Raw genomic sequence first — 25,415 nt, forward strand, 5'->3', positions numbered from 1 at the left:
CGATGCGTTAGTTTCATATTTACAACAATATAGCGCAAGGGAACGAATATCTTGCAACTTGAACAAGCGTCGGTTAGGCTTTCGTCCTGATTTCCATTTGGAAATTAAAATTGCAATTAATTTTCGGAAAATACTCATGACCGTCCCTCTTACCCCTCGCGCAGGTGCCGCGCGCGCCCTGTTCGCCGCCTGCCTGCTGGCCGGCTCCGCCCTGCTGACCGGCTGCGTCAGCCCGATGTATCTCGACACCGCCACCAAGGAAGTTCCGGTAGCGGACATGAAGAAAGTGGCCAATCCAAAACCGGTCCAGCTCAACTTTGAATTTCTCACCCGGGGCGCCCCGGCAGCGGCCGTGACGAATTTCCTCAAGGATGCCGTCACGACCCAGGTCGCGGAAAGCGGCTTGTTCGCGCCCGCCGGCAGCGGCACGCCGGCCGGGATTCTGATGATCTCGCTGAACAATGTGAAAATCGGCGATGACCCGACCGGCAAAGCCTTCGTGACCGGCATGACCTTCGGCCTGGCCGGCACCGCGGTGACCGACGGCTACGAATGCACCGTCTCCTACCTTCCGGCAGGCCAGGGCAAACCCATCGTCAAGATGGCGCGCCATGCGATCCACGTCACCATTGGCAACGCCAGTCCCCCAGCGACCGCCGGCAAGCCGATGGAACACGAGCTGGCCATCAAGACCATGACCCACGAAGTGCTCAGCAATGCGCTGCGCGATCTGTCGCTCGACCCTGCATTCAACCCATAAACAAGGAAGCTCCATGACCTCGATTTTTCGCCTTACCTCCCTCGTCGCCGCCGGCGCCCTGGCCGTGCAACTGGTCGGCTGCGCGCCGATGAGCATGTCCGTGCCGGCCGCGACGATGGAAAATGCCGTCAAACTGCGTAACGCTGATTTTGACAAGGTTGCCGTCGGCAGCTTCACCCTGGACGCCAGCAAGAACGCCAGCCTCGACAAGAGCCACAGCATCCGCGCCAGCACCGTGGTCGCACCGGGCGGCTCGTTCGCGCAGTACCTGGGCGAGACGCTGAAAGCCGAACTGCTGTCCGCCAGCCTGCTCGACGCCAACGCACCGACCGTGATCACCGGCACCCTGACCCAGACCGACGTCGATGCCGCGATCGGTACCGGCAAGGGCGTGCTGGCCGCGCGCTTCGTCGTCACCCGTGCCGCCCAAGTGCGCTACGACCGCGAACTGAAGGTCGAGTCGAGCTGGGAGTCGTCGTTCATCGGCGCGACCGCCATCCCGCTGGCGGCGCGCGAGTACGAATTGCAGTACCGCAAGCTGATCGGCGAGCTGCTGGGTGACGAAAAGTTCCGTGCAGCCATCTCCAAATAAGCCTGTCACAGCGCGGTAAGCCGTCGTAAAAACGCCTGCATCCGCAGGCGTTTTCGCATTCAGGCGGCGATCGTTTCGTGCGCGGCCAGCGCCCGTTCCCAGTACGGTGGCGTGCCCACATGGTCGCGCAGGTAAGCGATGAACAGTTGCGCCTTGACCGGATGCGAACGCCCCGGCAAACGCACCGCGTGGATGCCGTCAGTCACCCTTTCCTCTCCCTGGCTCGCCGGGCCGAACAGCGGCACCAGCTGCCCGGCGACCAGCGCCTCGCTCGCAAGCCAGCTCGGCAGATGGGCGACGCCGGCGCCGCCGACCGCCGCGTCCAGCATGAAATCGACATCGTCGCTGCGCAGGGAGCCGCTCACCGGCAAGGGTTTGTTGCGGTTGACACCATCGAAGCACCACCAGCAAGCCAGCGCGCTGCGGCTGACATAGTTCATGCAATTGTGGTCGAGCAAATCGAGCGGGGTGGCCGGCGTGCCGTTGCGCGCCAGGTAGGCCGGGCTGGCGCAGGCAATGCGCCGGCGCGGCGCCAGGTACGTCGCCAGCAGGTCGCTGTCGGGCAGGGGGCCGAGCCGGACCGCCACATCGACGCGCTGGGCCGACAGGTCGACCACGTCGTCGTTCAGTTGCAGCTCCAGTTCCATCAGCGGATAGCGGTGCAGGAAATCGCCCACGGCCGGGGCGATGTGGCGGCGCCCGAAAGCGCGCGGGGCGGTGACGGTGAGCACGCCGCGCGGCTCGGGATCGACCGCGGTGACGGCCGCCTTGGCTTCGGCCAGCTCGGCCACCAGGTGGCGCGCGCGCGGCAGGAAGCGCTCGCCGGCATCGGTCAGCAGCACTAGGCGCGAACCGCGCACGAACAGCTTGGCGCCGACATCCTCTTCAAGCCAGTCGATCCGGCGTGACACCGACGACACCGCCACCTGCAAGGTCTTGGCGGCGCGCGACAGATTGCCGGCCTCGACCACGGTCAGGAAGCAGTGCAGGGCGTCGAACATGGGAAGGGCTCCGGTGGGTTTGCGCACAGCGCAAAGATAGTTTGCACATTGCCATATTGTTCCGCGCAGCGCAAGCTTGCATACTGCTGCTTAGCATTTTCCCATCACCTTGACCCGAAAGACGCCATGACCCACTTGTTCCGCACCCCGCGCACCCTGATCCTGGCGGCCGCCCTTGGCGCAGCCGCCTTCGCCGCCAGCCCTGTCCACGCCGCCGCGCCGATGGCCAAGGTATCGGCGCCCGGCTATTTCCGCATGATGCTGGGCGACTTCGAAGTAACCGCGCTGTCCGACGGCACCACCGATCTGCCAGTCAACAAACTGCTCAAGACCGCCCCGGCCAAGATCGACAAGGCGCTGGCCAAGTCCTTCCTGGCCAGCCCGGTCGAAACCTCGTTCAACGCTTACCTGATCAACACCGGAACCAAGCTGGTGCTGATCGACAGCGGCGCGGGCGGCCTGTTCGGCCCCAACCTGGGCAAGCTGGTGGCGAACCTGAAAGCCTCGGGCTACCAGCCGGAGCAGGTCGATGAAATCTACATCACCCACCTGCATCCCGATCACGTGGGCGGCATCGCGAAAGACGGCGCGGCGATGTTTGCCAACGCCGTGGTGCGGGCCGACAAGCGCGATGCCGATTTCTGGCTGAGCCAGGCGAATATGGACAAGGCGCCGGCCGATGCCAAGGGTTTCTTCCAGGGCGCGATGGCCTCGCTCAAGCCCTACATCGATGCCAAGCGTTTCCAGCCGTTCGAAGGCGACACGCAACTGGTGCCTGGTGTGAAATCGACGTCCACCTACGGCCACACGGCCGGCCACAGCAGTTATGCGGTCGAGAGCGGCGGCAAGAAATTGCTGGTGGTGGGCGACCTGATCCACGTGGGCGCCGTGCAGTTCGACGAGCCTGGTGTGACGATCGCCTTCGATTCGGACGAGAAAGCCGCCCTGGCCCAGCGCCTGAAAACCTTCAGCGCGGCGGCCAAGGACGGCAGCCTGGTGGGCGCGTCGCACCTGCAATTCCCGGGCATTGGCCACGTGCGCAGCGCGGGTAAATCGTATCAGTGGGTGCCGGTCAATTACACGCAGGTGCGTTAAGGCCGGGGTCGTGCGCGGGTGAGCAGCAAGCCGGAGCGTGTTTCGATGGTGTTAATATTTGTGCAACGCTGGTATTCCGGTCCGGATCGCCCGCGCCTCCCCATCGACACCACCGGAGAACACCGTCATGACGAATCGAGGCAAATCGCTGTTGGCCGTCGTTTGCGCACTCGCGTGCGCAAACCCGGCGCTGGCGCAGATCGGCGCGCGCACCAGCATCGGCAATGTGCGCTACATCCTGACCGACCTCGACCCGAACGATGGCATTGCGCCGTCGCTCTCGCCGCTGGCCAGCGCGCCGCTGGCGATGACGTCGCTGGTCACGACGGAGACTTACGACGGGCTGCGCCACGCGTACTCCCCGCATTCGCTCGAGGGCGACACGCCGATGGCCCCCGTGGCCGACGCCCAATCCTACCTCAGTGCCCCCGACGGCAGGCCGCTGACGCAACTGGATTCGGCGGCGAAGGTCGAGGGCGGGTCGCTGAGCGGTATGACCCTGGAGACGTCGGCATACAATAACGCCAGCGTGGGCTACCTGCACGTGACCAGCGGGGCTCAGGTCAATATGGCCCCGTTTATCCTGTCGCCGATGACCTCGATCACGTTCTCGATCGACTACGCATTCGACTCCGCGATCGCCCCCTTGCCGGACGGCTTGACATATACCCAGATCTACTCGAGCGTGGCATTCACGTTTGTGGTCACGCCGCCGGGCGACTATATCGGTGTGGCGGACGGCGCCACCTATATGTACGGCGAAAACATGCAGGGTACGGCCGGGCCGGGCATCCTGAACGCCTCTTACGAGAACCGCGTTGCCAACGACATGGTGAGTTATGTGTCGTTCAATTCCTGGACGACCGCCACATCCAATATACCGGCGCCGGTACCGGAACCGATGACCTGGGCCATGCTGCTGGCCGGACTGGGCATCGTGGTGGCGGCGCGGCGCCGGGCGTAAGCATCAACACCCTCGGCCCGCCACGGGCGGTGTCCCGCCTTCGGCGACAGGAGAAGGAAACAGGCCCGACTTCCATGCGAGCAGGAAAAGGCGGACCCGCAGTTCCTTCCTGAGCGCTTTCGTCAAGCCGATGTCGCTGGCAACGATGTCGGCATGCAGCTGGTCGTCGGGCAAGGCCGTGTCGTACACGCGGATGCGCGCTGCGGTCACATCCACATGTACGGCACGGACTTGCGCCGCTACGAAGGTGACAACCCCCAGGTAGGTCCGCTCGGGCTGGGGTGCCCGGTCTGGCGAACCGCGCCGGATACGTTCGGCGTGGGCTTCGCCGTCCCGGTGCAGCGCTGGCAGGCTTTGCTGCAATTCGACCTGGAGGCGCTGTACCGACGCACCATACTTGAATGCATCGAGAACGAACGTCTCATCGATGTCTCCCGTTGGCGTGGTGTGGGCAGGCGCGAAGACAAATCGCGCGAGCGTCTCGTCATCGTGCACTGGCCCGGAAGAACTGCTGCTGACGCGGACTTGCTGGCAACTACCGTCAGCATCGATGCCAAGGACAAAGTCAACGAAGTCGCGCCGCGCTCCCCGATAGCTGCCGATCGCTTCACAGCCCATATGCAGGTCTACGCCGCGATAATTTCATGTAGTGGCGCGGGCAGCACGCCGCCTGTCCAGGTACCGGATGTCACCTTGCCGGCATTTGCCGCGGACCAGGCGAACTCGCCATCGGCATCGAAATCCATGCTCGCGTACGCATCGGCATGGCGCCAGAAGGCCGCCACTGTTCCGTCGTTCAATAACATCAGCGTCGGCGCGGGAATGCCTGCCAACAAGAGCATGATCAATCCGCGCTGGGCGGCGTTGGTACGGGCCGTATCAGGTGCGGCAACCGGCGCAGTCGACCAGTTCGCCGGCCTGGCACGCAGGTGTTCGATTTCATTAAGCTGGTCCGCATACGCGTCGACCAGGGTTGCGCTTAACACATCCGCCCGGGCTGGCATGGAAGCGAGGAGGGCGCACGCCGAATCGGACAAGGCGCCGGCCTTGCTTTGGATCTCGGCCAGGGCCCCACACACCCTTCCGCCACGCTCACCGACCCTGCTTGCGGCTCCGGTAGTGGTGGCGCGGTAGTCCAGATTTCCCCATGACACGCGTTTCGGTTTCATGCCGTCTCCACATTAGCCAAGGCTGCTCGGCTCGCAACACAGGCGCGTCGAGAAACTGAACAGGAAGTCCATCGCAATATTGGACCTGATGCCGGGTTAATGGTTCATTGTCGCGTCTCTGACGTGACGTCCGCCACAAAATCACGCACGGCGCTAGCTGAATGACGAGGGCAGGTTTGCAGCAGCAGATGCGGCCCGCGTAGCGCAACCAGACGCCAGTCCGGGCACAGCGAGGCCAGCAGGCGTGCGGCCGCGGCGGGAACGATGCAGTCGCGCGTCGCTTGCAGGTACAGCACCGGCACCGCGATGGTCCGTGCGCGCGCCGTGTAGTCGACCGCCATCACTTCCCGCAAACGCGAACGCAGACGCGCTTGCGGCACCTGGTCGAGCGCGCGGCGCAAAGCCCGGCGCAAGGCCAGGGGTGCACCGAAGCCGAGCAGGAAGGGAGCAATCAGGACAGTCAACTTGGACGACATCGGCAGCAGGCTGACCAGGGGTCCGAGCGGCGCCAGGAGCGGGCGCGGCGTACGCGCAAACGTGCAGCACAGCACCAGCCCGATCAATCCGGGCGGGCGCGCCGCAGCCAGTGCAATGGCGACCGGGCCGGAGAAGGATTCGCCGACCAGCACGAAAGGACGGTCGAGCGGCAACTGCGCGCGCGCATGCTCGGTCAGGCCGGCATAACCGAGCGCCAGCGCGGGCGGATACGAGATGACAATGGCCTCGACCCGGTCCCCAAGCGCGGAAACGAAGCCGGCGAACAGGTCGCCGCTTCCATCCATTCCAGGAAGCAGGACCAAGGTCGCCATGGCGGCATGCGGACCTTGATGCTCAGTCATTGCGGTTCATGTCAACATCTTCTTTTAGCAAGCATTGCGCGCGTGGCCTCGGCACGCTCTCCCAGCTTCCATGACAACGTTTAGCGCAATTATAGGCGTCAACTTCAATGGGGAGACGATACGACGGCGGCGCCAAGCTGGCCGCGGGCGCGGCAAGGCGATCCGGGCGATCGCACGCTGACAATATTTGCCAGTACCATGGCAAAAAACACAAAACAAGCGACAATTTTTTAACAGTGAATACCTTTTTGTCATGTAAAAAGCCGGTGAAAGGCTCTGGCACGAAGGTTGCTCATATCCAACTATCGCCGGTACCGACGTGTAACACCGGACCGCGATGCCCACCAACAGATTGAAAGGGCAAACCCCGCGAAAGCGGGCGACGCAAAACCACGGGTCTACGTGCGGCGCACTGCGCTTCATATGACAGCCGGGTTGCCAGCCAAACGGCCGGATGCTTTCAAACGGATCACAACCTTATTGGAGTTCCACATGAATCATCGCACTCTCATCGCTGCATTCCTCGCTGCTACCGTCAGCGCCCATGTCTCCGCTGAAAATTTCGGCAGCGCCGCTGTCGTGGCCAAACCAAGCGCGCCAGTCGCGCCGGCTGCGCCCGGCGTGAACGTGGGTACGCCGGCAATGGCGGCCCCCGCCCCCGCCGCGGGCCCGCAGGCAGCGGAGGCATTCCGGATTGTCAAACCGGACGGCGTGAGCATCATCAGCCAGGGCACCATGGGCAGCAATGTGCTGACCGGCACGGCGATCAACGTCAGCGACAAGGATGCGTTCCTGGTCAGCGCCGGCAAGTGCGCTTTCAATGTCAAATATGATGAAATTTCCGCGACCGCAGCCGTGGGCACCACCAACCGGCTGTTCAGCAACGACAAGCTCGTCGCCCAGAACACCAAGATCGATCTGAGCGCACGCGTGCTCAAGACCATCTGGACCCAGCCTTACCTGTCGCCTGGGCTCAACAACGTGAAGGTGGTCGTCAACGCCGAATCGGCCGCGCCGAGTATCAAATGGATCCGCGTTACCGTTGCCGGCACCTGCGGTGCGGCGCCGGTGGCCCCCCCGGTGGCAAGCGCGCCTGCCGTCAAGCCAGCCGAACCCACGGCGCCCGCCAAGCCGGCCGTGACGGTGCCGCCCGCCCCGCCAGTCCATTTTGCTCCTGGCTCGGGTGAATGGAATAATCTCACCACGATGTGGGGTTACAGCAACTATGCCGTCACCCAGCTGAAGAGCGCCAATTACCCCCGCTACGCCGAGTTAAGCAGGCTCAATGCCGCGCTTACCGCAGCAATGAGCGCCAAAACCGTCGAACGGGGCGCGTACAACAGTCTGATTACGGCTTGGAACACGTTTGTCACGGAGACACAATTTAAGACGCTGATGGCCACGGCGATTGCCGGGAATACAGGGAAGAAGTAAACTCGATTTTCCTGCAGGGTAAATAGCACATCAACCCGGCGTTGCCAAATCCCTCGCGCAACGCCGGGCCCCGCTTGAACGGCTTGGAGCCATCCCATGTTTGTTCGTTTTCATCAGCGCAGCACGTTGCGGCGGTGCCACCCCAGTCGCTGGCTGTCCTGGGTCGTGGCCACCCTCGTGGCGCTAGCGCAGGCCGCGGCGCTGGCCCAGAGCACTGCCAGCGAGTTTCCCCCGGTCCCCAAACCAGGCACTGCAAGCGGCGCCGCAGCCGCCACTCCCCCCAATCTGAGCAATATCCTGGTGCCGCTGCAGTTGAGCGTGCCGGCTGACAACGGGCGCCGCGCCGCGCCCAACTACCAGGCCTTACCCGCCGCACAACTGTCCGCCGGCGCCAGCGACATCGCCCAGGTACTGGGCAGCACCGCCAGCGGCACCCTGACCATCGCCTACACCTTGACCTATCTGCGCGTGAGCGAACTGCACGCCCTCATCGCCGATGTGAGCACGCCCCTGCTGGAACGCGAAACGTCGAGCGTGGTGGCCGACCCGCGCAGCAACACCTTGCTGTTGAAGGGCACGCCGGCCGAGCACCAGCTGGTGGAGAACCTGATCCGCCGCCTCGACAAGCCAGTGCGCCAGGTGCTGCTGGAAGTGAAGATCGTCAGTGCCGACGACTTTTTCGGCAAGAGCCTCGGCGCCCGCTTTGGCATCACCTCCTCGCACATGCTCAGCGTGGCCAACCCGCGCCACAGCGGCGTGCAGGTGGGGGCCACCAGCGCCGACCTGAACACCGTTGCCAACACCGGCGGCTCGGCCTTCCCGGCTATGGTGTCGCTGCCGGCCACCAACTCGCTGACGGCCGGCATACCCAGCACCCTGGCCGTCGGCTTCTACAAGCTGCCTGCCGGGATCAACATCGGCGTGGAAATCAGCGCTCTGGAGGAAGCCGGCCATTCGACCGTGCTGAGCAATCCCAAGCTCGTGCTCAGCAACGCGCGCCCCGGCATACTCTCGTCCGGCCAGCGCATCCCCTACTCGCGTCCCTCCATTGTGCAGGGCGTGACGACGACCGAATTTATCGATGCCAAGGTGAGTATCGCGGTGACGGCGCTGGTCTCGCCTGACGGCCTCATTACCATGGACCTGGCCTTGACCGACGACAGCGTCGGCGCGGTCTCGGCAGTCGGCCCGACCATCAACACCAACCAGGTGACCTCCAACGTCACGCTCAGAAACGGCGAAACCCTGGTGCTGGGCGGCTTTAAAAGCGCGGTGCAGTCCGATGAAAAGGAAAAGACGCCGTGGATCGGCGACCTGCCGCTGATCGGGCGCCTGTTCAAACGCCAGGCCACCACCTCGGTCAAGCGCGAGCTGGTGTTTGTCATCACACCGACCATCATCGATGCGGGCGGCTGAGCCTGGCTCAGCGGCGGCTACTGTGTGGCGCCAGGGTTTGGCGTGACGCTCGCCGCCGCCAGGACGGGAGCGCAAGCCGCATGACCTTCTAGCCGTTCACAACCACACCCGCGTTATGCGCCTGCTCATCCGCATGATACGAGCTGCGCACCATGGCGCCGACCGCCGCGTGCACGAAGCCCATCTTGTAGGCTTCTTCCTCGAACATCTTGAACACGTCCGGGTGCACGTAGCGGCGCACCGGCAGGTGATCGCCCGACGGCGCCAGGTACTGGCCGATGGTCAGCATGTCGACATTGTGGCTGCGCAGGTCGCGCATCACTTGCAGGATTTCCTCGTCGGTTTCGCCCAGGCCGACCATGATGCCGGACTTGGTCACCGCGTTCGGATACAGCGCCTTGAAGTCGCGCAGCAATTCCAGCGAGTGCGTGTAGTCGGAACCGGGACGGGCTTCCTTGTACAGGCGCGGCACGGTTTCCAGGTTGTGGTTCATCACGTCCGGCAAGCCGTCGGCGAAGATCGCCAGCGCCTTGGCCAGGCGGCCGCGGAAGTCCGGCACCAGCACTTCGATGCGGGTGTTGGGCGAGAGCGCGCGCGTTTGCTTGATGCACTCGACAAAGTGGCCGGCGCCGCCGTCGCGCAGGTCGTCGCGGTCGACCGAGGTGATCACCACGTACGACAGGCGCAGTTCGGCGATGGTCTTGGACAGGTTGTGCGGCTCGTTCACGTCGAGCGGGTCGGGACGTCCGTGGCCGACGTCGCAGAACGGGCAGCGGCGCGTGCACTTGTCGCCCATGATCATGAAGGTGGCCGTGCCCTTGCCGAAGCATTCGCCGATGTTCGGGCAGCTCGCTTCTTCGCACACGGTGACCAGGTTATTGGCGCGCAGGATGTCCTTGATTTCGTAGAAGCGCGACGACGCCGACGCTGCCTTGACCCGGATCCAGTCCGGCTTTTTCAGGCGCTCGACTTGCCCGATCGGCACGATCTTGATCGGAATGCGCGAGGTCTTGCTGGCGCCTTTTTGCTTGTCGCTGGCGTTGTAGACTGGGGCGGTGCTGGTATCGGTGTCAGAAGTCATTTGGCTGCTTGCCCGTGGGGCTCTGTGGTGTTATTCGAGGTGTCCGGCGATGTACTTTGCGATGCACTGCCTGACCCGAGCTGCTGTACCAGTTCGCGCGCCAGGGCTTGCTGCACGTCGGCCAGCGCGGCGTCGGCGCCCATGCTGCGCATGTCCACCGTTTCCAGGCCCGCATAACCGCACGGGTTAATCCAGGAAAACGGCGCCAGGTCCATCGCCACATTGAGCGACACGCCATGGTAAGTGCAGCCGTTGCCGCGCACCTTGAGGCCGAGCGCGGCGATCTTGGCGCCCTTGCGCGGCCCGCCGGCGATATAAATGCCGGGCGCGCCGACGATGCGCTCGCCTGCAAGATTATACGCCCCCAGCACATTGATGATCGCCTGCTCGATTTTTTCGACGAATTGACGGGCGTACAACTTGCCGCCCGGCTTATTGCGGCGCAAGTCCATCAGCAGGTAAATCACCACCTGGCCGGGGCCGTGGAAGGTCACTTCGCCGCCGCGGTCGGTCTGCACCACGGGCACCTCGTGGGCCGGGGTGTCGGCGCCGGCCAGCAGGTGGGCGCGGTCGGCGCCCAGGCCCAGGGTGAACACGGGCGGGTGCTCGACGATCCACAGTTCGTCGGTGGTGTCGGGGTCGCGCGCGTCGGTAAAAGCACGCATGGCGGCAAACACCGGCTCGTAGTCGGCGCGGCCGAGGTCGCGGATGATCGCCTGCGCAGGGCGGATGGGGAGCATGGGGTCGTCAATCGGGGCTAAGGGGGCCCTGCCATTATAAGCGAGGGCTCAGCCGGGTGCTGGTCGGAGGCCGCATGAGCATGGCTGATATTCGGCGCCTGTGCAGCATTCGCTCATTTGGTATCGAGGTCTGGAACAATGCCGACGTTTGTTGGGATTTAGCCGAAGATGTCGGCGTGCGTACCACAACGCGAAAAAACCAATGATGGGCACTTCCCGGAGTCGTCGAGCAGATACACAAGCAGGAAGTCGCCGCCAATGTGACATTCCCGGTGCCCTTCCCACGTGCCGCTGAGTGAATGATCACGCCATTGAGCCGGAAGCGGCCCATCATTTGCTATCAGAAGCGTCATCGCTTCTTTTAGCCGCGTCATGTCGTACCGGCCCGAATGAGACAGCGCCGACCAGTCTTGAAGGAAGCGCTTCGTGTAGCTCGATTGCCGGGGCAGTGTCGTCCGTTTACTTGCCGCTGGCTTTTTCGAGGTCATCGAAGAGCTCGTCGGCGGTGGCAAAGCGGGCGCGGTTGCTCTTGATAATCTCCTCGGCCTCGGCCATTGCCGCAAGCGTGGCGGCGTTAGGTGTCCTGGACCTGAACGGCAGTGTCTTGTCGTCGATAACGTGGCTAAGGAACATGCGCACCGCATCGGGAAGGGTTAAGCCTATCGCCGCCAGTGTTTCGGTCGCCTGCGCCTTGGTCGCTTGGTCCACACGGACGCGTATTGTGGTCGTCGTTGAAGCAGTCATGATGACTTCCCTGATTGTGCATCTCAAGACCATGTTATCGCGTGCGGAGCGTCGCCGCAAACGGCGATTCGATTGAACGCCAGCCCATCTGTCCAAGTGCAGAAAGCCAGTTGAGCGCCTTGATTCCGAACAAAGCAATCGCTCGGCGATCGGGATCACGGCGTGCCACCAGCCGCATTAGCATCGTTGAAATGCTTCGTTGCTGCGCCAAACGCGCGCCGATAAGCTGGGTGCTCGATCATCACCCGTTCACCGCCATGGCCGCCGTCCTCGACACCCGTTTCGACATACAGCCGTTCGACCTTCCGCTGGGCGCGGCCATCACCGGACTGGACCTGTCCGTCCCGCTGAGCCGGGAAGACTTCGCCCTGATCCACCGCGCCCATCTCGACCACCATGTGCTGGTGTTTCGCGACCAGCACATCACGCCGGCCCAGCAGGTGGCCTTCAGCCACCGCTTCGGCCCGCTGCAAATCCATGTGCTGCGCCAGTTCCAACTGCCCACCCAGCCGGAAGTGCTGATCATTTCCAACGTCAAGGAACACGGCCAGCCGCTCGGCCTGGGCGACGCCGGCCATTTCTGGCATTCGGACCTGTCGTACAAGGCCGTACCCAGCCTGGGCTCGATGCTGCACGCGCAGGAGTTGCCGCTCGATGGAGGCGACACCCTGTTCGCCAACCAGCACCTGGCCTGGGACAGGCTGCCCGGCTACCTGCGGCGCGCCATCGACGGCCGCAGCGCCGAACACAGCTACCTCGCCAAATATGCCGAACTGCAAAAGCGCAGTCCGTGGCGCCCCGACCTGACCCGCGCCCAGATCGACGAAGTACGGCCGGCGCTGCATCCGATCGTGCGCACCCATCCGGAAACCGGGCGCCGCGCCCTGTTCGTCAGCGAGCATTTCACCACCCGCGTGATCGGCCTGCCCGACAGCGACAGCCGCGCCCTGCTCGACGAACTGTTCGCGTTCAGCACCCGGCCCGACTTCGTTTACCGCCACCAGTGGCAGGCGCGCGACATGGTGTTCTGGGATAACCGCTCGGTCATGCACCTGGCCGCCGGTTGCCCGGACCACCAGCGCCGCCTGCTGTACCGCACCACCATCGAAGGCAATGCGCCGTTCTGACCCACGCCAAAGGACACTGACCATGAAGCTGTTGAACCAAGCCGCATTCGCCCTCGCGTGCGCCGCCACCCTGGCTGTCAACCCGGCGCGAGCCGAAGGCCGCATCCGTATCGCCGAGCAGTTCGGCATCGTCTATCTGCTGCTCAACGTGGCGCAGGACCAGAAGCTGATCGAAAAGCATGGCCGCAAGCAGGGCGTGGAGATCGACGTCGACTGGGTCAAGCTGTCGGGCGGGGCGGCGATCAACGACGCGCTGCTGTCGGGCTCGATCGACATCGCCAGCGCCGGCATCGGCCCCCTGCTCACCGTCTGGGACCGCAGCGCCGGCAAGCAGAACGTCAAGGGCGTGGCGTCACTGGGCAACTTTCCGTATTACCTGATCAGCACCAATCCAAACGTCAAGACCATCGCCGACCTGGGCGAGAAGGACCGCATCGCGCTGCCGGCGGTCACGGTGTCGGTGCAGGCGCGGATTTTGCAGATGGCGGCGGCGAAACAATGGGGCACGGCCGAGTTCAAGAAGCTCGACCGCTTTACCCAGGCCCTGCCGCATCCGGACGCGGCCGCCGCCATCATCGCCGGCCAGACCGAGATCAATGCCCATTTCGCCACCCCGCCCTACCAGGAGCAGGAACTGGCCGCCAATCCCAGGGCGCACGTGGTGCTCGATTCCTATGAGGTGCTGGGCGGCCCGGCGTCGTCGACGGTGCTGTACGCCACCGAGAAATATCTGAAGGACAACCCGAAAACCACCCGCGCCTTTGTCGATGCGCTGGCCGAGGCCGCGCAATTCATCAGCGCCAGCCCGGAGGCGGCCGCCGACGCCTACTTGCGCGTGAACAAGAGCAGCATCGACCGCGCCCTGCTGTTGAAAGTCATCAAGAATCCGAAAGCGCGGTTCCAGGTGGCGCCGCAAAACACCTTCGGCCTGGCGCAATTCCTGTTCCAGGCCGGCGCGTTGAAAAAGCAGCCGGCCAGCTGGCGCGATTATTTTTTCCAGAGCCCGGCCGTGGCCTCGGGGAGCTGACATGGACATGCACCGCTTCCCCATCGCGCCCGGCGAAGCGCTGCTGCGCGCCGACGCCATCACGCTCGACTACCGCAGCGGCGCGGCCACCGTGCGCGCGCTTGAGAACGTGAGCTTCGAGGTGCACCGGGGCGACCGCCTGGTGCTGCTGGGGCCATCCGGCTGCGGCAAGTCGACCCTGCTCAAGGCGATTGCCGGCTTCATCAAGCCTTGCGCCGGCAGCCTGACCCTGGACGGCCAGCCGATCGTCGGTCCCGGGCCGGACCGCTTCGTGGTGTTCCAGGAATTCGACCAGTTGCCGCCGTGGAAGTCGGTGCTGGGCAATGTCATGTTTCCGCTGCTGGCCGGCGGCGTGAGCAGGGCCGAGGCGCGCACGCGCGCCCTGCACTGGATTAACAAGGTCGGCCTGTCGCCGTTCGCCGACGCGTTTCCGCACACCCTGTCGGGCGGCATGAAGGCGCGCGTGGCGATTGCGCGGGCACTGGCGATGCAGCCGGCCATCCTGCTCATGGATGAGCCGTTCGCCGCCCTCGACGCGCTCACGCGCCGCAGCATGCAGGAAGAGTTGCAGACCTTGTGGGAAGAAGCACGCTTCACGATGCTGTTCGTCACCCACTCGATCGAGGAAGCACTGGTGGTGGGCAACCGCATCGTGCTGCTGTCGCCCCATCCGGGCCGCCTGCGCGCTCAATTGAACAGTCACCAGTTCGACCTGGGCAGCGCCGGCAGCGCGCCATTCCAGGCGGCCAGCCAACGCATCCACCGCCTGCTGTTCGGCGACGACGCGCTGGCCGTGCAGGCACCCGAAGCGGTCCACGCATGAGCGCCCGGCCGCTGCCGCCGATCCGCCCCGAATACGTGGTGCCGCTGGCGCCACCCGGCGCGCCGCCATCGTCCGTCGGCGCCGCCACGCCGGCGCCGCTGCGGCGCGCCTTGCGCCATGGCTGGCTGCGCAAATCGCTCTTGCTGCTGCTCCTGGCCAGCCTGTGGGAAGCGCTGGCGCGCTGGCAGGACAATGCGCTGCTGCTGCCGAGCGCGCTGCAAACGGCGCGCGCCTTCGCGGCCGGCGTGGTATCGGGCGAATTGCCCGGCTATGTGGCGGCATCGCTGGCGGTGCTGGTGCAGGGTTACGCGCTGGGCGTGGCCGGCGCGCTGCTGCTCACCTCGCTCGCGATCGGCAGCCGGATCGGGCGCGACCTGCTGGAAACCCTAAGCGCGATGTGCAATCCGCTGCCGGCCATCGCGCTGCTGCCGCTGGCCTTGCTGTGGTTCGGCCTGGGCCGCGCCAGCCTGGTGTTCGTGCTGGTCCATTCGGTGATGTCGCCGCTGGCGCTGAACGCCTACGCCGGTGTCGGCAGCGTACCGGAGACCCTGCGCATGGCCGGCCGCAATGTCGGCCTGAACGGGGCGCGGCTGGTGTTCCACGTGATGATTCCGGCGGCCTTGCCGGCCGTGTTGGCGGGATTGAAAATCGGCTGGGCTTTTGCGTGGCGTACCCTGATCGCGGCCGAACTGGTGTTCGGGACCACCTCGGGCAAGGGCGGGCTCGGCTGGTACATTTTCCAGAGCCGTAATGAACTCGACACCGACAAGGTGTTCGCCGGGCTGGCGGCGGTGATCGCCATTGGCTTACTGGTCGAAGGCCTGGTGTTCCAGACCCTCGAGCGCGTGACGGTGCGCCGCTGGGGCATGCAGCGGCAGGCGCCGGGCACGTCCGGATGAGCGCTACATGACGATCTTGACCATCGGATGGCCGTGCAGCGCGCGGTACAGGTCGTCGAGCTGGGCACGGCTGATGGCGCGCACCGTCACCGTCAGACCGGTGAAATTGCCTTTCGGCGAAGGGCGCACTTCCAAGCGGCCGATGTGAAAGGTCGGGTCGAATTCGAGCACCACGTCGACGATGGTCGCGGCGAAGTCCTCGTGTGTGGGGCCCATGACCTTGATCGGGAAGTCGCTCGGGTATTCGATAAGGGATTCAGTCGGGTCCATACACCATCCAGTTCTAAAAAATGACAACACAGCCGTATTCCCCGCATGGGAATACCGTATGCGACATTGTAGCCAAAAAAAGGCCAGCACTCGGCTGGCCTTAAACTATTCCCCGGGGGGGAACAGGTGAGACTGGTGCTAAGCCGGGCGCTTCAGCGAATTTCCTGCTGGACGTTGTTGCGGCGGTCCTGGCGGTCCTGGCGGTCCTCCTTCGCGCGCTCGCGCTTCTCGGCCTGCTCGGCTTGCTTCTGGAGCTGCTGCTGCACTTGCTGCGCTTGCGGTGGTTGCGCCTGCTGAGTTTGGCGTGACGCGGCTGCCGCGGCGGCCTCCCGCTGCTGGCGCTCGGCTTGCTGGCGGCGCTCATTGTCGGCGTCGCGCGCCTGGCGTTCCACCTGCTGCTGGCGTTCGGCCTGCTGGCGCCGCGCATTCTCGGCATCCTGCTGCTGGCGTTCGGCCTGCTGGCGCCGCGCATTGTCGGCGTCGCGCTGCTGGCGCTCGGCTTGCTGGCGGCGCTCGTTGTCGCCGTCGCGCTGTTGCCGCTCGGCTTGCAGACGGCGTTCGACCTCGGCGTCGCGCTGCACCCGCTCTACCTGCAGGCGCAGATTGGTGTCGCGCTGCTGGCGTTCAGCCTGCTGGCGATTGCTCATGTCGCGTTGCGCCTGCAATTGCGCATCGGCTTCGCGCTGGTGCCGCTCGTTGGCGATCGCTTGCTGGCGCTGGCCTTCGGCGCCGCGCAGGCGCTCCATCTCGGCCTCGCGCTGGCGATTGGTCTGCTCGGCTTCGCGCTGGCGCTGCTGGCCCTCGGTAAGGCGGCGGCCGTCGGCCTCCATGTCATGCTGGCGGCGCTCGTTGGCCAGGTCGCGCTCGCGCCGTTCGATTTCCGCTTCGCGCTGGCGCCGCTCCTTCTCGGCCAGGCTGCGCTGCGGTTCGCCCGGCGTGAGCACTTGCGGCGCCGGCATCGTGACGAGCGGACGCGGCACTTGCGGCGGGGTGCGCACCAGGCGCTCGTTATCGGATGGGCGGCCATCGCGGCGGCTGAACGGCAGCACCGGCTGGGCGCCGTTGGGCGGCACCGTGATGACGCGGCCCGGCCCGTTGCGGTCGGGACGGCCATCGCCATCGCGGTCGAAACGGTTGGACCAGTTGCCCTGCGGGCGAGGCGGCGCGGCGAACGGCGCGTTCTGCGTGGCCTGCGGCGTGAGCACGGGGCGCGGCGCGCGCGGCACCACGATCTGTTCGCGGCCGCCGAACAGGTTCAGGTTGACCACCGTCAAGCCATCGCGCCGCTGCGGACGATAGTCGGGGCGGGCGTAGCGGTTGTGGTAGCGCAGGTGTTCCGGCTGCAAATGGTAGCCGGGCACGAAGTTTTCGCCCGGATTGAGCGGATACCAGCCCTGCGCGGGCGCGGCGCGGCGCACGCCGTGGTCGTTGAAACTGAGGTTCCAGTTGCTGCCGCCGACCCAGCCCACCAGCGCCGGGGCCCATACCGGGCGCCCGATATTGCGCCCGGGCGCCCACGACCAGCGCTGCCTGACCATCACCCAGCGCCCGTAGTGCGAGGGCGCGTAGCCCCAGGGGGCGTTGTCGACCCAGGTCCAGCCCCACGGCGCCAGGTAGGTCCAGCGGCCGTCGCGGTAGGGCACCCAATCGCTTGCCACGCGGCGCGGGGTCCACAGGGGGCCGTACTCGCTGTCGTCGCGCCACACGCCGTACTGGTCGAGTTCTTCGTAGCCGGTCATTTCGCTGGTGACGTAGCGGTCCGATGTGGTGCGCTGGTCGCGCTGATCGCGCTGCAGGGCCCACTCGTCGAAACCGTCGCGTACCGCCAATGCGGTGCGCACGTCGTCCTCGTGCATGTCGGCGCGCTTGCCGGCGCGCAGGGTCAGGCTGGCGCCGCCGCCGTCGACCTGGGCCACGCCCTCGAACACCGAGACGTTGGTGGTGTCGCGCACCCTTTCGGCATCGATGCGGATGCGGCCCACGTCGCGCATGTGCACCTGGCCTTGCGGCGTGCTCACTTCCAGGCCGCGCAGCACCTCGGCGTTGCGCACGCGGATGCTGGCGCTGCCGTAATGCAGGCGCAGGCGCACCGAATCGTCGTCGAGCTCGATGACTTCGAGCGAGGAATCGCTGTCGAGCCGCACCGAGGTCGAACCGATGCGGATTTCGGTACGGCCGTCGCGCCCCGTGTTGATCTGGCTTTTCGACGTCACCGGCCAGTTCACCAGCGCGGCCGTGGCTTCGTCGCCCACGTCGGTGCTGACATTGACCGGTCCCTGGGTCAGGGCGATGCGGCCCACGCGCGCTGGTGTGTCGGCCAGCGCCAAGGTGGACATGGCGGAAAACGCCAGCAGCATCGCGGTTTTACGGAAAGGAAGGGTCATACATGCTCCAGGGACGGACGAAGGACGTCGTCCACTTGTAACGCACGAGGGCGCGAGCGGACGACACGGGTTACAAACAGTTGCACATTCTGCGCTACTGTTACCTCTTGAGCAACTGAGCAGCTGAGAAACTCAAGCGTGGTTGCCGCGCTTGACGAAGAACAGGGCGCCGCCGATGCATGCGAGCACGGCGCCGAAGAAGCGGTTTTGCTTGCGCACGGCGCCGGCATCGCGGAAATAGTGCTGCATGGACGAGGCCAGGAAGGCATAGCCGTGCATGACGATGGTATCGATGGTCAGCATGGTGGCGGCCAGGATGGCGAGCTGCGGCAGCAGCGGCAGGCTATTCGAAATAAACGTCGGCAGCACCGCGACCATGAAAATGATGCCTTTGGGATTGGTGGCATTGGTCAGGAAGCCGGTCAGCAGGCGCTTTTGCCAGGATGGATGGGCCAGCACGGGCGCCTCGGCGCGGCTGGCGCCGGCGACCACCGGAGCGCGCCATTGCTGCACGCCCAGATACATCAGGTACAGGGCGCCGACGGTCTTGACGATATTGAACGCCAGTTCCGACGCCAGCAGCAGCGAACCGACCCCGGCGCCGGCGATGGCGAATACCAGCAGCAGCCCGCATTGCAGGCCGGCCACGGTGGCGCTGGCTTTCCTGAAGCCGTAGGCCAGGCCGTGCGACATCGCCAGTACGGCGCCGGAACCGGGCGAAATGGCGATCAGCGAACCGGCGATGACGAAGGCAATCCAGGTGGCAAGCGGCATGGGGAGTGTGGTGCGGAGAATGGGGAGACAAACAGGATACAACAAGATACGGCGGGATGCAGAAGGGTGTGGCAGGAGGGTAAACACGCGGCAGCTGAAGCGGCGAAGCCGGTCCGGGACCGACGCCGCCGCTTCAGGCCGCGCGCAGAGTCGCTTGCGTTGCCGCTTACTTCTTCTTCGGGTTGACCGCAGCCTTCAGGGTCGCGCCAGCCGAAAATTTAGGCGACTTCGACGCAGCGATCTTGATCGCTTCGCCAGTCGATGGATTGCGGCCCTTGCGCGCAGCGCGCTTGGCAACGGAGAACGTACCGAAACCGGTGATACCGACCGTGTCGCCTTTTTTCAGACGCTCGGTGATGATATCGATGATCGTGTTCACCGCGCTGTTGGCAGCTGCGCCGGACATTTCTGTACGCTTCGCAAATTCCGCAATCAGTTCGCCTTTTTTCATAAAAATCCTCCCGTGTTAAAAGAGCGGGAAGATTAGCATAATTATTGCCTAGTGTAATAAATTCCGAAGAGTACGCGCAAAAGTAAGCCCCGCTGTGACTGGATCACGACGATATCGGGGCCTGGCGTGCGCGCCCGGAAAAGCGCGGCGCGAGCATGTGGCCGATGGATAATCGGCCGCGCCGCGCTGCGCGGCGGCACGCAGCGGGCGGCGGCGCCGGCGCTTACTCGGCCAGCGCGGCCTCGGGACGCGCCTGCGGCAGGCGGGTGCGCAGGGCGGCGTTGATCAGGGTCTGGTACCCCTTGCCGCTTTGCTCGGAGAGCCAGCGGAACTGCTGCAATACCTCGTCGTCGAGGTAGATGGTGATGCGCGTCTTGCGCTTGACCGGGCGGGCGGCATTGGCGGTGGTGGAAAAATCGTACTCGGATTTCATGGGTTGCCTCGCTTTACATCGTATGGTTGGCTTGCGTGCTGGGAATCGCTCAGGGCAGGCCCGGGTTGCATCGAAAATTGCCGGGCCTGGCACTGATGTCACTATACGTACATGACACGGCGGCAAGTCCGGCAAAGCGACGAGTTGCAGATTCCGGGGGGTGAAATGCAAAAAGCGGGGCTGAACGGACTCGGGTTAAGATGCACGCTTTCGACCAATGTGGAGCAGGAAAGATGGCTGCAAGCAGTTTGTTGGCATTAATCGACGACATCGCGTCCATCCTCGACGATGTCGCCGTGATGAGCAAAGTGGCGGCCAAGAAGACCGCCGGGGTGCTCGGCGACGACCTGGCGCTCAATGCCCAGCAGGTCACGGGCGTGAAAGCCGAGCGCGAATTGCCGGTGGTGTGGGCGGTGGCGCTCGGCTCGCTCAAGAACAAGGCGATCCTGGTGCCGGCCGCGCTGGCCATCAGCGCCTTGCTGCCGCAGGCGATCACGCCGCTGCTGATGGTCGGCGGGGCCTACCTGTGCTTCGAGGGCTTCGAGAAGATCGCCCATAAATACCTGCACAGCCCGGATGAAGACGCGGCCCACCACGAGCAGCTGGTCAAGGCGCTGTCCGACGAATCGGTCGACCTGGTCGCCCTGGAGAAGGAAAAAATCACGGGCGCGGTGCGCACCGACTTCATTTTGTCGGCCGAGATCATCGTCATCTCGCTCGGCACGGTCGAAGGGGCGCCGTTCGGGCAGCAGGTCACGGTGCTGGTGGCCATTGCGTTCATCATGACGGTCGGCGTGTACGGGCTGGTGGCCGGGATCGTCAAGCTGGACGATGCCGGGCTGTATTTGAGCAAGCGCGACGGCGCGGCCGCGCGCGCCGTCGGCCGCCTGCTGCTGGCGGCCGCGCCCAAGCTGATGAAGACCCTGTCGGTGGTCGGCACGGCGGCCATGTTCATGGTCGGCGGCGGCATCCTGGAGCACGGCTTCGGCGTGCTCCACCATGTGGTCGAGAACGCGGCCCAGGCGGCCGGCGCGGTGGCCGGCATCGGCCCCGTGCTCAAGGCGGTCGTGCCGACCCTGATCGACGCCGTCATCGGCGTGATTGCCGGCGCCCTGGTGCTGGCCGGGGTCACCGTCGGCCAGCGCCTGTTCAAAAGGAAAGGCTAGCGGGCAGGCTTGAGCGCCGCCCGTCTCACCCGACGATTTCCGTCACGCTCAGGTGACGCACGAGGAACAGGCGGTTGGCGGCGCCGGACGCCTTCATCTTCTCGAAAAGCAGCGTGCCATGAATGATCTTGCTCACCTCGTCGTTCAGCAGTTGGGGCGGAAACGAGGTGATATTGGCGATGGCAATCGAGGTTTTTCCGTAGGTATTCCACTTGGTGACCGTATTCGGAACCAGGCTCTGGACGATGGCACGCCTGGCCGCGGCGGCCATGTCGGGCGCCTTGTCCGAGACACTGACGGTAAAGGCATCGGCGATACGGCCGTGAAAGATGAAGTCGGGGGTGGCGCTGAGCGAGCATCGCGCGCCCTCGTCGTTGATGGCCCGTTCCAGCCACGGTTTCTGCTCTTCGCCGCTCAGGTCATCCCAGTTTCGATAGTGCGGATCATGCAGAGACATTGCCCGGCTGGCGATGGCCTCGCCGAAGGCGGTGGCGGCACCGGTACCGCGCTTGTTGGCGTAATTGTTGTGTTGCAAGGTGAACTCGGCCGCGCGGACATCGTGCAGCGCTGCGTGCGCGCGCACACTTGCCGCGGCAAGATTGCGCGCGTCAGGCAAATCCAGATAACTTCCGATTTGCCTGACCAGGCCCGATGGCAAAGCCTCGAAGCCGCAGCGATGCTGGGCCAGATGACCGAAATAGGTGCGCCCGCAATGGGCGCAGGTTGACGCTGTCGCTGACATAAAGCCTCCATGGGTAAGAATCGATGGCGCCGCGCCGGCCGCGCGGCATCCCGATCCACCATAGACCAGGCCCGCGCCGCGAACAATCTTCATTAGGATGATTAGGCGGCGGGGCGGCTCACTGCCCGAACTTACGCGGAACTGACAGCTGCCATCAAACTGTTGTTATCAGCTCTGCATACTCCTTTTCGGAATTGACATTGGCAAATCTTCGTCCCAGTATGGTCCGGTAAGATTTCGGCTATTTACATGATTGAGTTGATAGGTTGAGTTAAAACAAATTAATATTTCACCATGGGAGCAGGTATGCAGACAACATTCGCACCGAAGAAGCACGTATTGGCATTATCGATTGCAGCGCTGTTCGCCACTGGCGCGGCGATCGCCCAGGACGCAGCACCGAATGACACTTCAAATACCGTGGTCGTGACCGGCACCCGCGTGGCCAACCGCACCGCCCTCGACACCGCCTCCCCGGTCGACATCATCTCGGCCGAATCGCTCAAGAATTCCGGCACCACCGAAATCAACCAGGCCCTGGCCGTGGCCCTGCCGTCGCTGAACTTCCCGCGCCCGGGCCTGGCCGACGGCACCGACACCATCCGCCCCGCCACCCTGCGCGGCATGGCGCCCGACCAGACCCTGGTGCTGGTGAACTCGAAACGCCGCCACGCATCGTCCCTGGTAAACGTGAACGGCACCATCGGGCGCGGCTCGGCCGCCGTCGACCTGAACACGATCCCGACCGCGATCGTCAAGAATATCGAAGTGCTGCGCGATGGCGCGGCCGCCCAGTACGGCTCGGATGCGATTTCCGGCGTGGTCAACCTGCGCCTGCGCAGCAACCGCGACGGCGGCGAAGCGACCGTCAATTACGGCGCCCGCGTGACCGAATACGATTTCCTGACCGGCCCGGCCCCCGCCAACGCCACCTGGCAGGCGCAGAACTCGCGCAAGCGCACCGACGGCCAGACCGCCACGGTCAGCCTGTGGAAGGGCCTGGCCTTGGGCGAGACCGGCTACCTGACCATCGCCGGCGAATACAAGGACCAGAAGCACACCGAACGCAGCGGCTACGACATGCGCCAGCAGTACGCCCTCGTGGGCGGCGCCTTCGACCCGCGCGAAAACACCATCAACCGCTTCAACACCTGGTACGGCGAGCCGGAAATGAAGCAGTCGACCGTGTTCGCGAATGCCGGCGACACGCTCGGCAACGGGGTCAAGATCTACGGCTGGGCCAGCTACCAGAAACGCGAAGCCAGTTCGGCCGGCTTCTTCCGCTGGTCCAACGATCCGCGCAATATTCCATCGATCTATCCGGACGGCTTCATGCCGATCATTTCCCCGGTGGTCGACGACATGGCCGCCACCGGCGGCGCCAGCTGGAGCATGGGCGAGTGGGAAATGGATGCCTCGCTCGGCTACGGCAAGAACAAGATGGCCTTCACCATCGAAAACACCTTGAACCGCTCGATCGGCCCGAGCAGCAAGACCTCCTTCGACGCCGGCGGCTTTTCCTACGACCAGCTGGTGCTGAACCTGACCGGGGTGCGCCAGGTAGCGCTGGCGGCCCTGTCGTCGCCGCTGAACGTGGCGGTGGGCGCCGAAGCGCGCCGCGAAGGCTACGCCCTGTTCGCGGGCGAGCCGGACTCGTACCGCTTCGGCGGCCAGCTGCTGCCCAACGGCCAGCCGACCGCGCCGGGTGCGCAAGTGTTTTCCGGCTTTCGGCCGCAAAACGAGTCCGATACGCACCGCACCGCCGTCGGCGCCTTTATCGACCTGGAAGCGAACATCACCCCGGCGCTGCTGACCTCGTTCGCCATCCGCGGCGAGCATTATTCCGACTTCGGCAGCAGCCTGGCCGGCAAACTCGCGGGCCGCTACGATTTCAGCAAGGCGTTCGCGCTGCGCGGATCGGTCCAGAACGGCTTCCGCGCACCCTCGCCGCAGCAGCAGAACTTCACCTCGACGGCGACCAACTTCATCACCGGCGTGCCGTTCGAAATCACCACCTTCCGCCCGACCGATTCGGTGGCCATCGCGCTCGGCGCCAAGCCGCTCGACGCCGAGAAATCGGTCAACGCCTCGCTCGGCGCCGTGATGCGTCTGGGCGGCGCCAACGTGACCATCGACGCTTACCGCATCAAGGTGCGCGACCGCATCGTGCTGTCGGAAAACCTGACCTCGGCCGACGTGCGCAACTTCCTCACCAAGCAAGGCTTTATCGGCGTGGGCGGCGGGCGCTTCTTCATCAACGGCGTCAATACCACCACCCAGGGTGTCGACATGGTGGTGAACTGGGCGGCCAATGGCGGCGCGATCGGCAAGTTCGACTTCACGGTGGCCGGCAACTTCACCAAGACCGAAGTCACCAAGGTGCCGGCCACGGCGCAACTGGCGGCGCTGCCGACCCCGACCCCGCTGTTCGACCGCCTCAACGTGCTGTCCCTGGAACAGGGCCAGCCGAAGAACAAGTTCAACGCCAGCACCAACTGGAAACTCGGCCAGATGGGCGCCACCCTGCGCGCCACGCGCTACGGCAAGGTCTTGTCGCCGAACGCCTCGCCGGCGCTGGACGTGACCCTGGGCGCGAAAACCGTGGTCGACCTGGAAGGCCGTTACGCCCTGACCTCGAAGGTGAACCTGGCATTCGGCGCGGAAAACCTGTTCGACAAGTATCCTGAATCGGTCGGCAATGCGCTCAATCCGAGCGGCAATGCGCCCTTCCCGAACTACGCCGCGTTCGGGCGTGGCGGGCGCTTCGTGTACGCGCGCGCCACCTACGCGTTCTAAGCACGCATCAGTCCTGCAAGCCGTCGTTGCCGCGCCAGCGCGGGAACGACGGCGGCAAGGCCGGCGCCAGCCGGCCGGTTCGCCCTCCCTCCAGAAATACCTTCCCCAGATCCGCCACATCCGGTGAGCGCGCACGCAAAACCCGTTATCATCCCGACTCTTGCAGCTTAGTCGCGCCGCAGCAGCAGGGCGCCCGCCGCCAGGCCCAGTCCGAAAGCAGCGTAGACCAGCGCCAGCGATGGGCGTGACAAGCGTGTTTCAAAGCCCGGCTTGAGGCGCTCCGGTGTGATTTGATAATCGACGAAGCAGGCCACGGCCGACGCCGCCGCAGCGGCTTGCAGGGTGGCCAGCGCGTCTTTCCTGCCCTGCTGGCGGCCCATCAGGCGCTCGAACAGCACGGCCCAGAAGGTCGCGCTGGCGTGGTGGATCAGGTAACCGGTCAGGGTGTAGCGCAGGGAGGCGCCGTCGCGCCGCGTGGCCTTGTCGCCCCACAGCCAGTGGCTGATGGCATTGGTCGGGCCGAAGCTGCTGCCATCGGTAAGCTCGCCCAGGGCCGCCAGCGCGGCCGTCGAGAGCAGGCTAGCGGTGGCGCCCGAGACGAGGCCGCGTTGGGTTGCGGATTTCCAGGTATCCATGATGTCCTTGTGGAAGAATAAACGCGTTATGGTGGAAAAGGCTCGATTGGTAT

Annotated in this window: 27 protein-coding genes and 1 riboswitch; of the genes, 12 read left to right on the forward strand and 15 right to left on the reverse strand. The window is 64.9% G+C overall.

All coding sequences use genetic code 11. The annotated features are described in order from the left end of the window. Window positions 1–136 precede the first annotated feature (136 nt). Entirely contained in the window at window positions 137–760 is a 624-nt protein-coding gene (locus IV454_RS07460; protein ID WP_206090951.1) for a hypothetical protein, read from the forward strand. A gap of 13 nt (window positions 761–773) precedes the next feature. Beyond that, on the forward strand, window positions 774–1,352 hold the full coding sequence (locus IV454_RS07465) for a hypothetical protein (protein ID WP_206090952.1): 579 nt from the start codon (window positions 774–776) through the stop codon (window positions 1,350–1,352). A gap of 59 nt (window positions 1,353–1,411) precedes the next feature. On the opposite strand, the gene IV454_RS07470 is transcribed toward IV454_RS07465, so the two are convergent. After that, window positions 1,412–2,353, reverse strand: coding sequence for a LysR family transcriptional regulator (locus tag IV454_RS07470; RefSeq protein WP_206090953.1), 942 nt, complete (start codon window positions 2,351–2,353; stop codon window positions 1,412–1,414). Window positions 2,354–2,479: 126 nt separating this feature from the next. On the opposite strand from IV454_RS07470, the gene IV454_RS07475 reads away from it, so the two are divergent. Then, window positions 2,480–3,448, forward strand: coding sequence for an MBL fold metallo-hydrolase (locus IV454_RS07475; RefSeq protein WP_206090954.1), 969 nt, complete (start codon window positions 2,480–2,482; stop codon window positions 3,446–3,448). A gap of 127 nt (window positions 3,449–3,575) precedes the next feature. Then, window positions 3,576–4,412, forward strand: coding sequence for a PEP-CTERM sorting domain-containing protein (locus tag IV454_RS07480; RefSeq protein ID WP_206090955.1), 837 nt, complete (start codon window positions 3,576–3,578; stop codon window positions 4,410–4,412). 3 nt (window positions 4,413–4,415) lie between these two features. On the opposite strand, the gene IV454_RS07485 is transcribed toward IV454_RS07480, so the two are convergent. From IV454_RS07485 to IV454_RS07495, 3 genes are all read right to left on the reverse strand, one after another. Beyond that, window positions 4,416–5,030 (reverse strand): hypothetical protein, encoded by a 615-nt coding sequence (locus IV454_RS07485; RefSeq protein WP_206090956.1) that lies wholly within the window; start codon window positions 5,028–5,030, stop codon window positions 4,416–4,418. Window positions 5,031–5,038: 8 nt separating this feature from the next. Then, on the reverse strand, window positions 5,039–5,581 hold the full coding sequence (locus IV454_RS07490; RefSeq protein WP_206090957.1) for a hypothetical protein: 543 nt from the start codon (window positions 5,579–5,581) through the stop codon (window positions 5,039–5,041). Window positions 5,582–5,685: 104 nt separating this feature from the next. Continuing rightward, window positions 5,686–6,420 carry an alpha/beta fold hydrolase gene (locus IV454_RS07495; protein WP_206090958.1) on the reverse strand — a complete coding sequence of 245 codons (735 nt, stop codon included), beginning with the start codon at window positions 6,418–6,420 and terminating at the stop codon, window positions 5,686–5,688. Window positions 6,421–6,769: 349 nt separating this feature from the next. Then, a riboswitch (cyclic di-GMP riboswitch) is annotated at window positions 6,770–6,863 on the forward strand. On the opposite strand from IV454_RS07495, the gene IV454_RS07500 reads away from it, so the two are divergent. Continuing rightward, on the forward strand, window positions 6,844–7,854 hold the full coding sequence (locus tag IV454_RS07500) for a hypothetical protein (RefSeq protein ID WP_206090959.1): 1,011 nt from the start codon (window positions 6,844–6,846) through the stop codon (window positions 7,852–7,854). (Overlaps the previous riboswitch by 20 nt.) Window positions 7,855–7,950: 96 nt before the next feature. After that, window positions 7,951–9,270: a secretin GspD/PilQ domain-containing protein gene (locus IV454_RS07505; protein WP_206090960.1), complete on the forward strand. Its 1,320-nt coding sequence runs from the start codon at window positions 7,951–7,953 to the stop codon at window positions 9,268–9,270. Window positions 9,271–9,358: 88 nt separating this feature from the next. Here the strand turns inward: IV454_RS07505 and lipA are convergent, their stop codons facing one another. The 4 genes from lipA to IV454_RS07525 all read right to left on the reverse strand — a co-directional run bounded on the left by lipA (window position 9,359) and on the right by IV454_RS07525 (window position 11,835). Next, window positions 9,359–10,351: a lipoyl synthase gene (gene lipA / locus IV454_RS07510; RefSeq protein WP_206090961.1), complete on the reverse strand. Its 993-nt coding sequence runs from the start codon at window positions 10,349–10,351 to the stop codon at window positions 9,359–9,361. Next, window positions 10,348–11,091: a lipoyl(octanoyl) transferase LipB gene (gene lipB / locus IV454_RS07515; RefSeq protein ID WP_206090962.1), complete on the reverse strand. Its 744-nt coding sequence runs from the start codon at window positions 11,089–11,091 to the stop codon at window positions 10,348–10,350. The genes lipA and lipB overlap by 4 nt, the downstream gene beginning before the upstream one ends. 158 nt (window positions 11,092–11,249) lie before the next feature. Continuing rightward, window positions 11,250–11,579 carry a type II toxin-antitoxin system YafQ family toxin gene (locus tag IV454_RS07520; RefSeq protein ID WP_206090963.1) on the reverse strand — a complete coding sequence of 110 codons (330 nt, stop codon included), beginning with the start codon at window positions 11,577–11,579 and terminating at the stop codon, window positions 11,250–11,252. After that, complete coding sequence (locus tag IV454_RS07525; protein ID WP_206090964.1) at window positions 11,551–11,835, reverse strand: type II toxin-antitoxin system RelB/DinJ family antitoxin; 285 nt, start codon at window positions 11,833–11,835, stop codon at window positions 11,551–11,553. Before IV454_RS07525 ends, IV454_RS07520 begins: the two co-directional genes overlap by 29 nt. 257 nt (window positions 11,836–12,092) lie before the next feature. On the opposite strand from IV454_RS07525, the gene IV454_RS07530 reads away from it, so the two are divergent. The 4 genes from IV454_RS07530 to IV454_RS07545 are packed head-to-tail and all read left to right on the forward strand — an operon-like array spanning window position 12,093 to window position 15,711. Continuing rightward, window positions 12,093–12,962, forward strand: a complete 870-nt coding sequence (locus IV454_RS07530; protein ID WP_206092589.1) for a TauD/TfdA dioxygenase family protein — start codon at window positions 12,093–12,095, stop codon at window positions 12,960–12,962. Window positions 12,963–12,984: 22 nt separating this feature from the next. Beyond that, entirely contained in the window at window positions 12,985–13,989 is a 1,005-nt protein-coding gene (locus IV454_RS07535) for an ABC transporter substrate-binding protein (RefSeq protein WP_206090965.1), read from the forward strand. A 1-nt stretch (window position 13,990) separates the two neighbouring features. Further along, window positions 13,991–14,812, forward strand: a complete 822-nt coding sequence (locus IV454_RS07540) for an ABC transporter ATP-binding protein (RefSeq protein ID WP_206090966.1) — start codon at window positions 13,991–13,993, stop codon at window positions 14,810–14,812. After that, window positions 14,809–15,711 carry an ABC transporter permease gene (locus IV454_RS07545; RefSeq protein ID WP_206090967.1) on the forward strand — a complete coding sequence of 301 codons (903 nt, stop codon included), beginning with the start codon at window positions 14,809–14,811 and terminating at the stop codon, window positions 15,709–15,711. The genes IV454_RS07540 and IV454_RS07545 overlap by 4 nt, the downstream gene beginning before the upstream one ends. Before the next feature lie 3 nt (window positions 15,712–15,714). Here IV454_RS07545 and IV454_RS07550 read toward each other — a convergent pair whose 3' ends face one another. From IV454_RS07550 to IV454_RS07570, 5 genes are all read right to left on the reverse strand, one after another. Next, complete coding sequence (locus IV454_RS07550) at window positions 15,715–15,981, reverse strand: DUF493 family protein (RefSeq protein ID WP_054265366.1); 267 nt, start codon at window positions 15,979–15,981, stop codon at window positions 15,715–15,717. 152 nt (window positions 15,982–16,133) lie between these two features. Then, window positions 16,134–18,365, reverse strand: a complete 2,232-nt coding sequence (locus tag IV454_RS07555; RefSeq protein ID WP_206090968.1) for a DUF6600 domain-containing protein — start codon at window positions 18,363–18,365, stop codon at window positions 16,134–16,136. Window positions 18,366–18,497: 132 nt separating this feature from the next. Continuing rightward, entirely contained in the window at window positions 18,498–19,139 is a 642-nt protein-coding gene (locus IV454_RS07560; RefSeq protein ID WP_206090969.1) for a LysE family transporter, read from the reverse strand. Between the two features lie 166 nt (window positions 19,140–19,305). Beyond that, window positions 19,306–19,590 (reverse strand): HU family DNA-binding protein, encoded by a 285-nt coding sequence (locus tag IV454_RS07565; protein WP_054265369.1) that lies wholly within the window; start codon window positions 19,588–19,590, stop codon window positions 19,306–19,308. 223 nt (window positions 19,591–19,813) lie between these two features. Further along, window positions 19,814–20,023: a BrnA antitoxin family protein gene (locus IV454_RS07570; RefSeq protein ID WP_054265370.1), complete on the reverse strand. Its 210-nt coding sequence runs from the start codon at window positions 20,021–20,023 to the stop codon at window positions 19,814–19,816. Between the two features lie 233 nt (window positions 20,024–20,256). Between IV454_RS07570 and IV454_RS07575 the strand changes: the two genes are divergently transcribed. Further along, window positions 20,257–21,189 (forward strand): DUF808 domain-containing protein, encoded by a 933-nt coding sequence (locus IV454_RS07575; RefSeq protein WP_206090970.1) that lies wholly within the window; start codon window positions 20,257–20,259, stop codon window positions 21,187–21,189. Between the two features lie 25 nt (window positions 21,190–21,214). On the opposite strand, the gene IV454_RS07580 is transcribed toward IV454_RS07575, so the two are convergent. After that, window positions 21,215–22,024, reverse strand: a complete 810-nt coding sequence (locus tag IV454_RS07580) for a hypothetical protein (RefSeq protein WP_206090971.1) — start codon at window positions 22,022–22,024, stop codon at window positions 21,215–21,217. A 213-nt stretch (window positions 22,025–22,237) separates the two neighbouring features. On the opposite strand from IV454_RS07580, the gene IV454_RS07585 reads away from it, so the two are divergent. Then, window positions 22,238–24,727, forward strand: a complete 2,490-nt coding sequence (locus IV454_RS07585; RefSeq protein ID WP_206090972.1) for a TonB-dependent receptor plug domain-containing protein — start codon at window positions 22,238–22,240, stop codon at window positions 24,725–24,727. A 167-nt stretch (window positions 24,728–24,894) separates the two neighbouring features. Here the strand turns inward: IV454_RS07585 and IV454_RS07590 are convergent, their stop codons facing one another. Continuing rightward, on the reverse strand, window positions 24,895–25,362 hold the full coding sequence (locus IV454_RS07590) for a hypothetical protein (RefSeq protein ID WP_206090973.1): 468 nt from the start codon (window positions 25,360–25,362) through the stop codon (window positions 24,895–24,897). Window positions 25,363–25,415 lie beyond the last annotated feature (53 nt).

Origin of the sequence: Massilia antarctica, assembly GCF_015689335.1 — a bacterium.
Lineage (GTDB): Bacteria > Pseudomonadota > Gammaproteobacteria > Burkholderiales > Burkholderiaceae_D > Telluria_A > Telluria_A antarctica.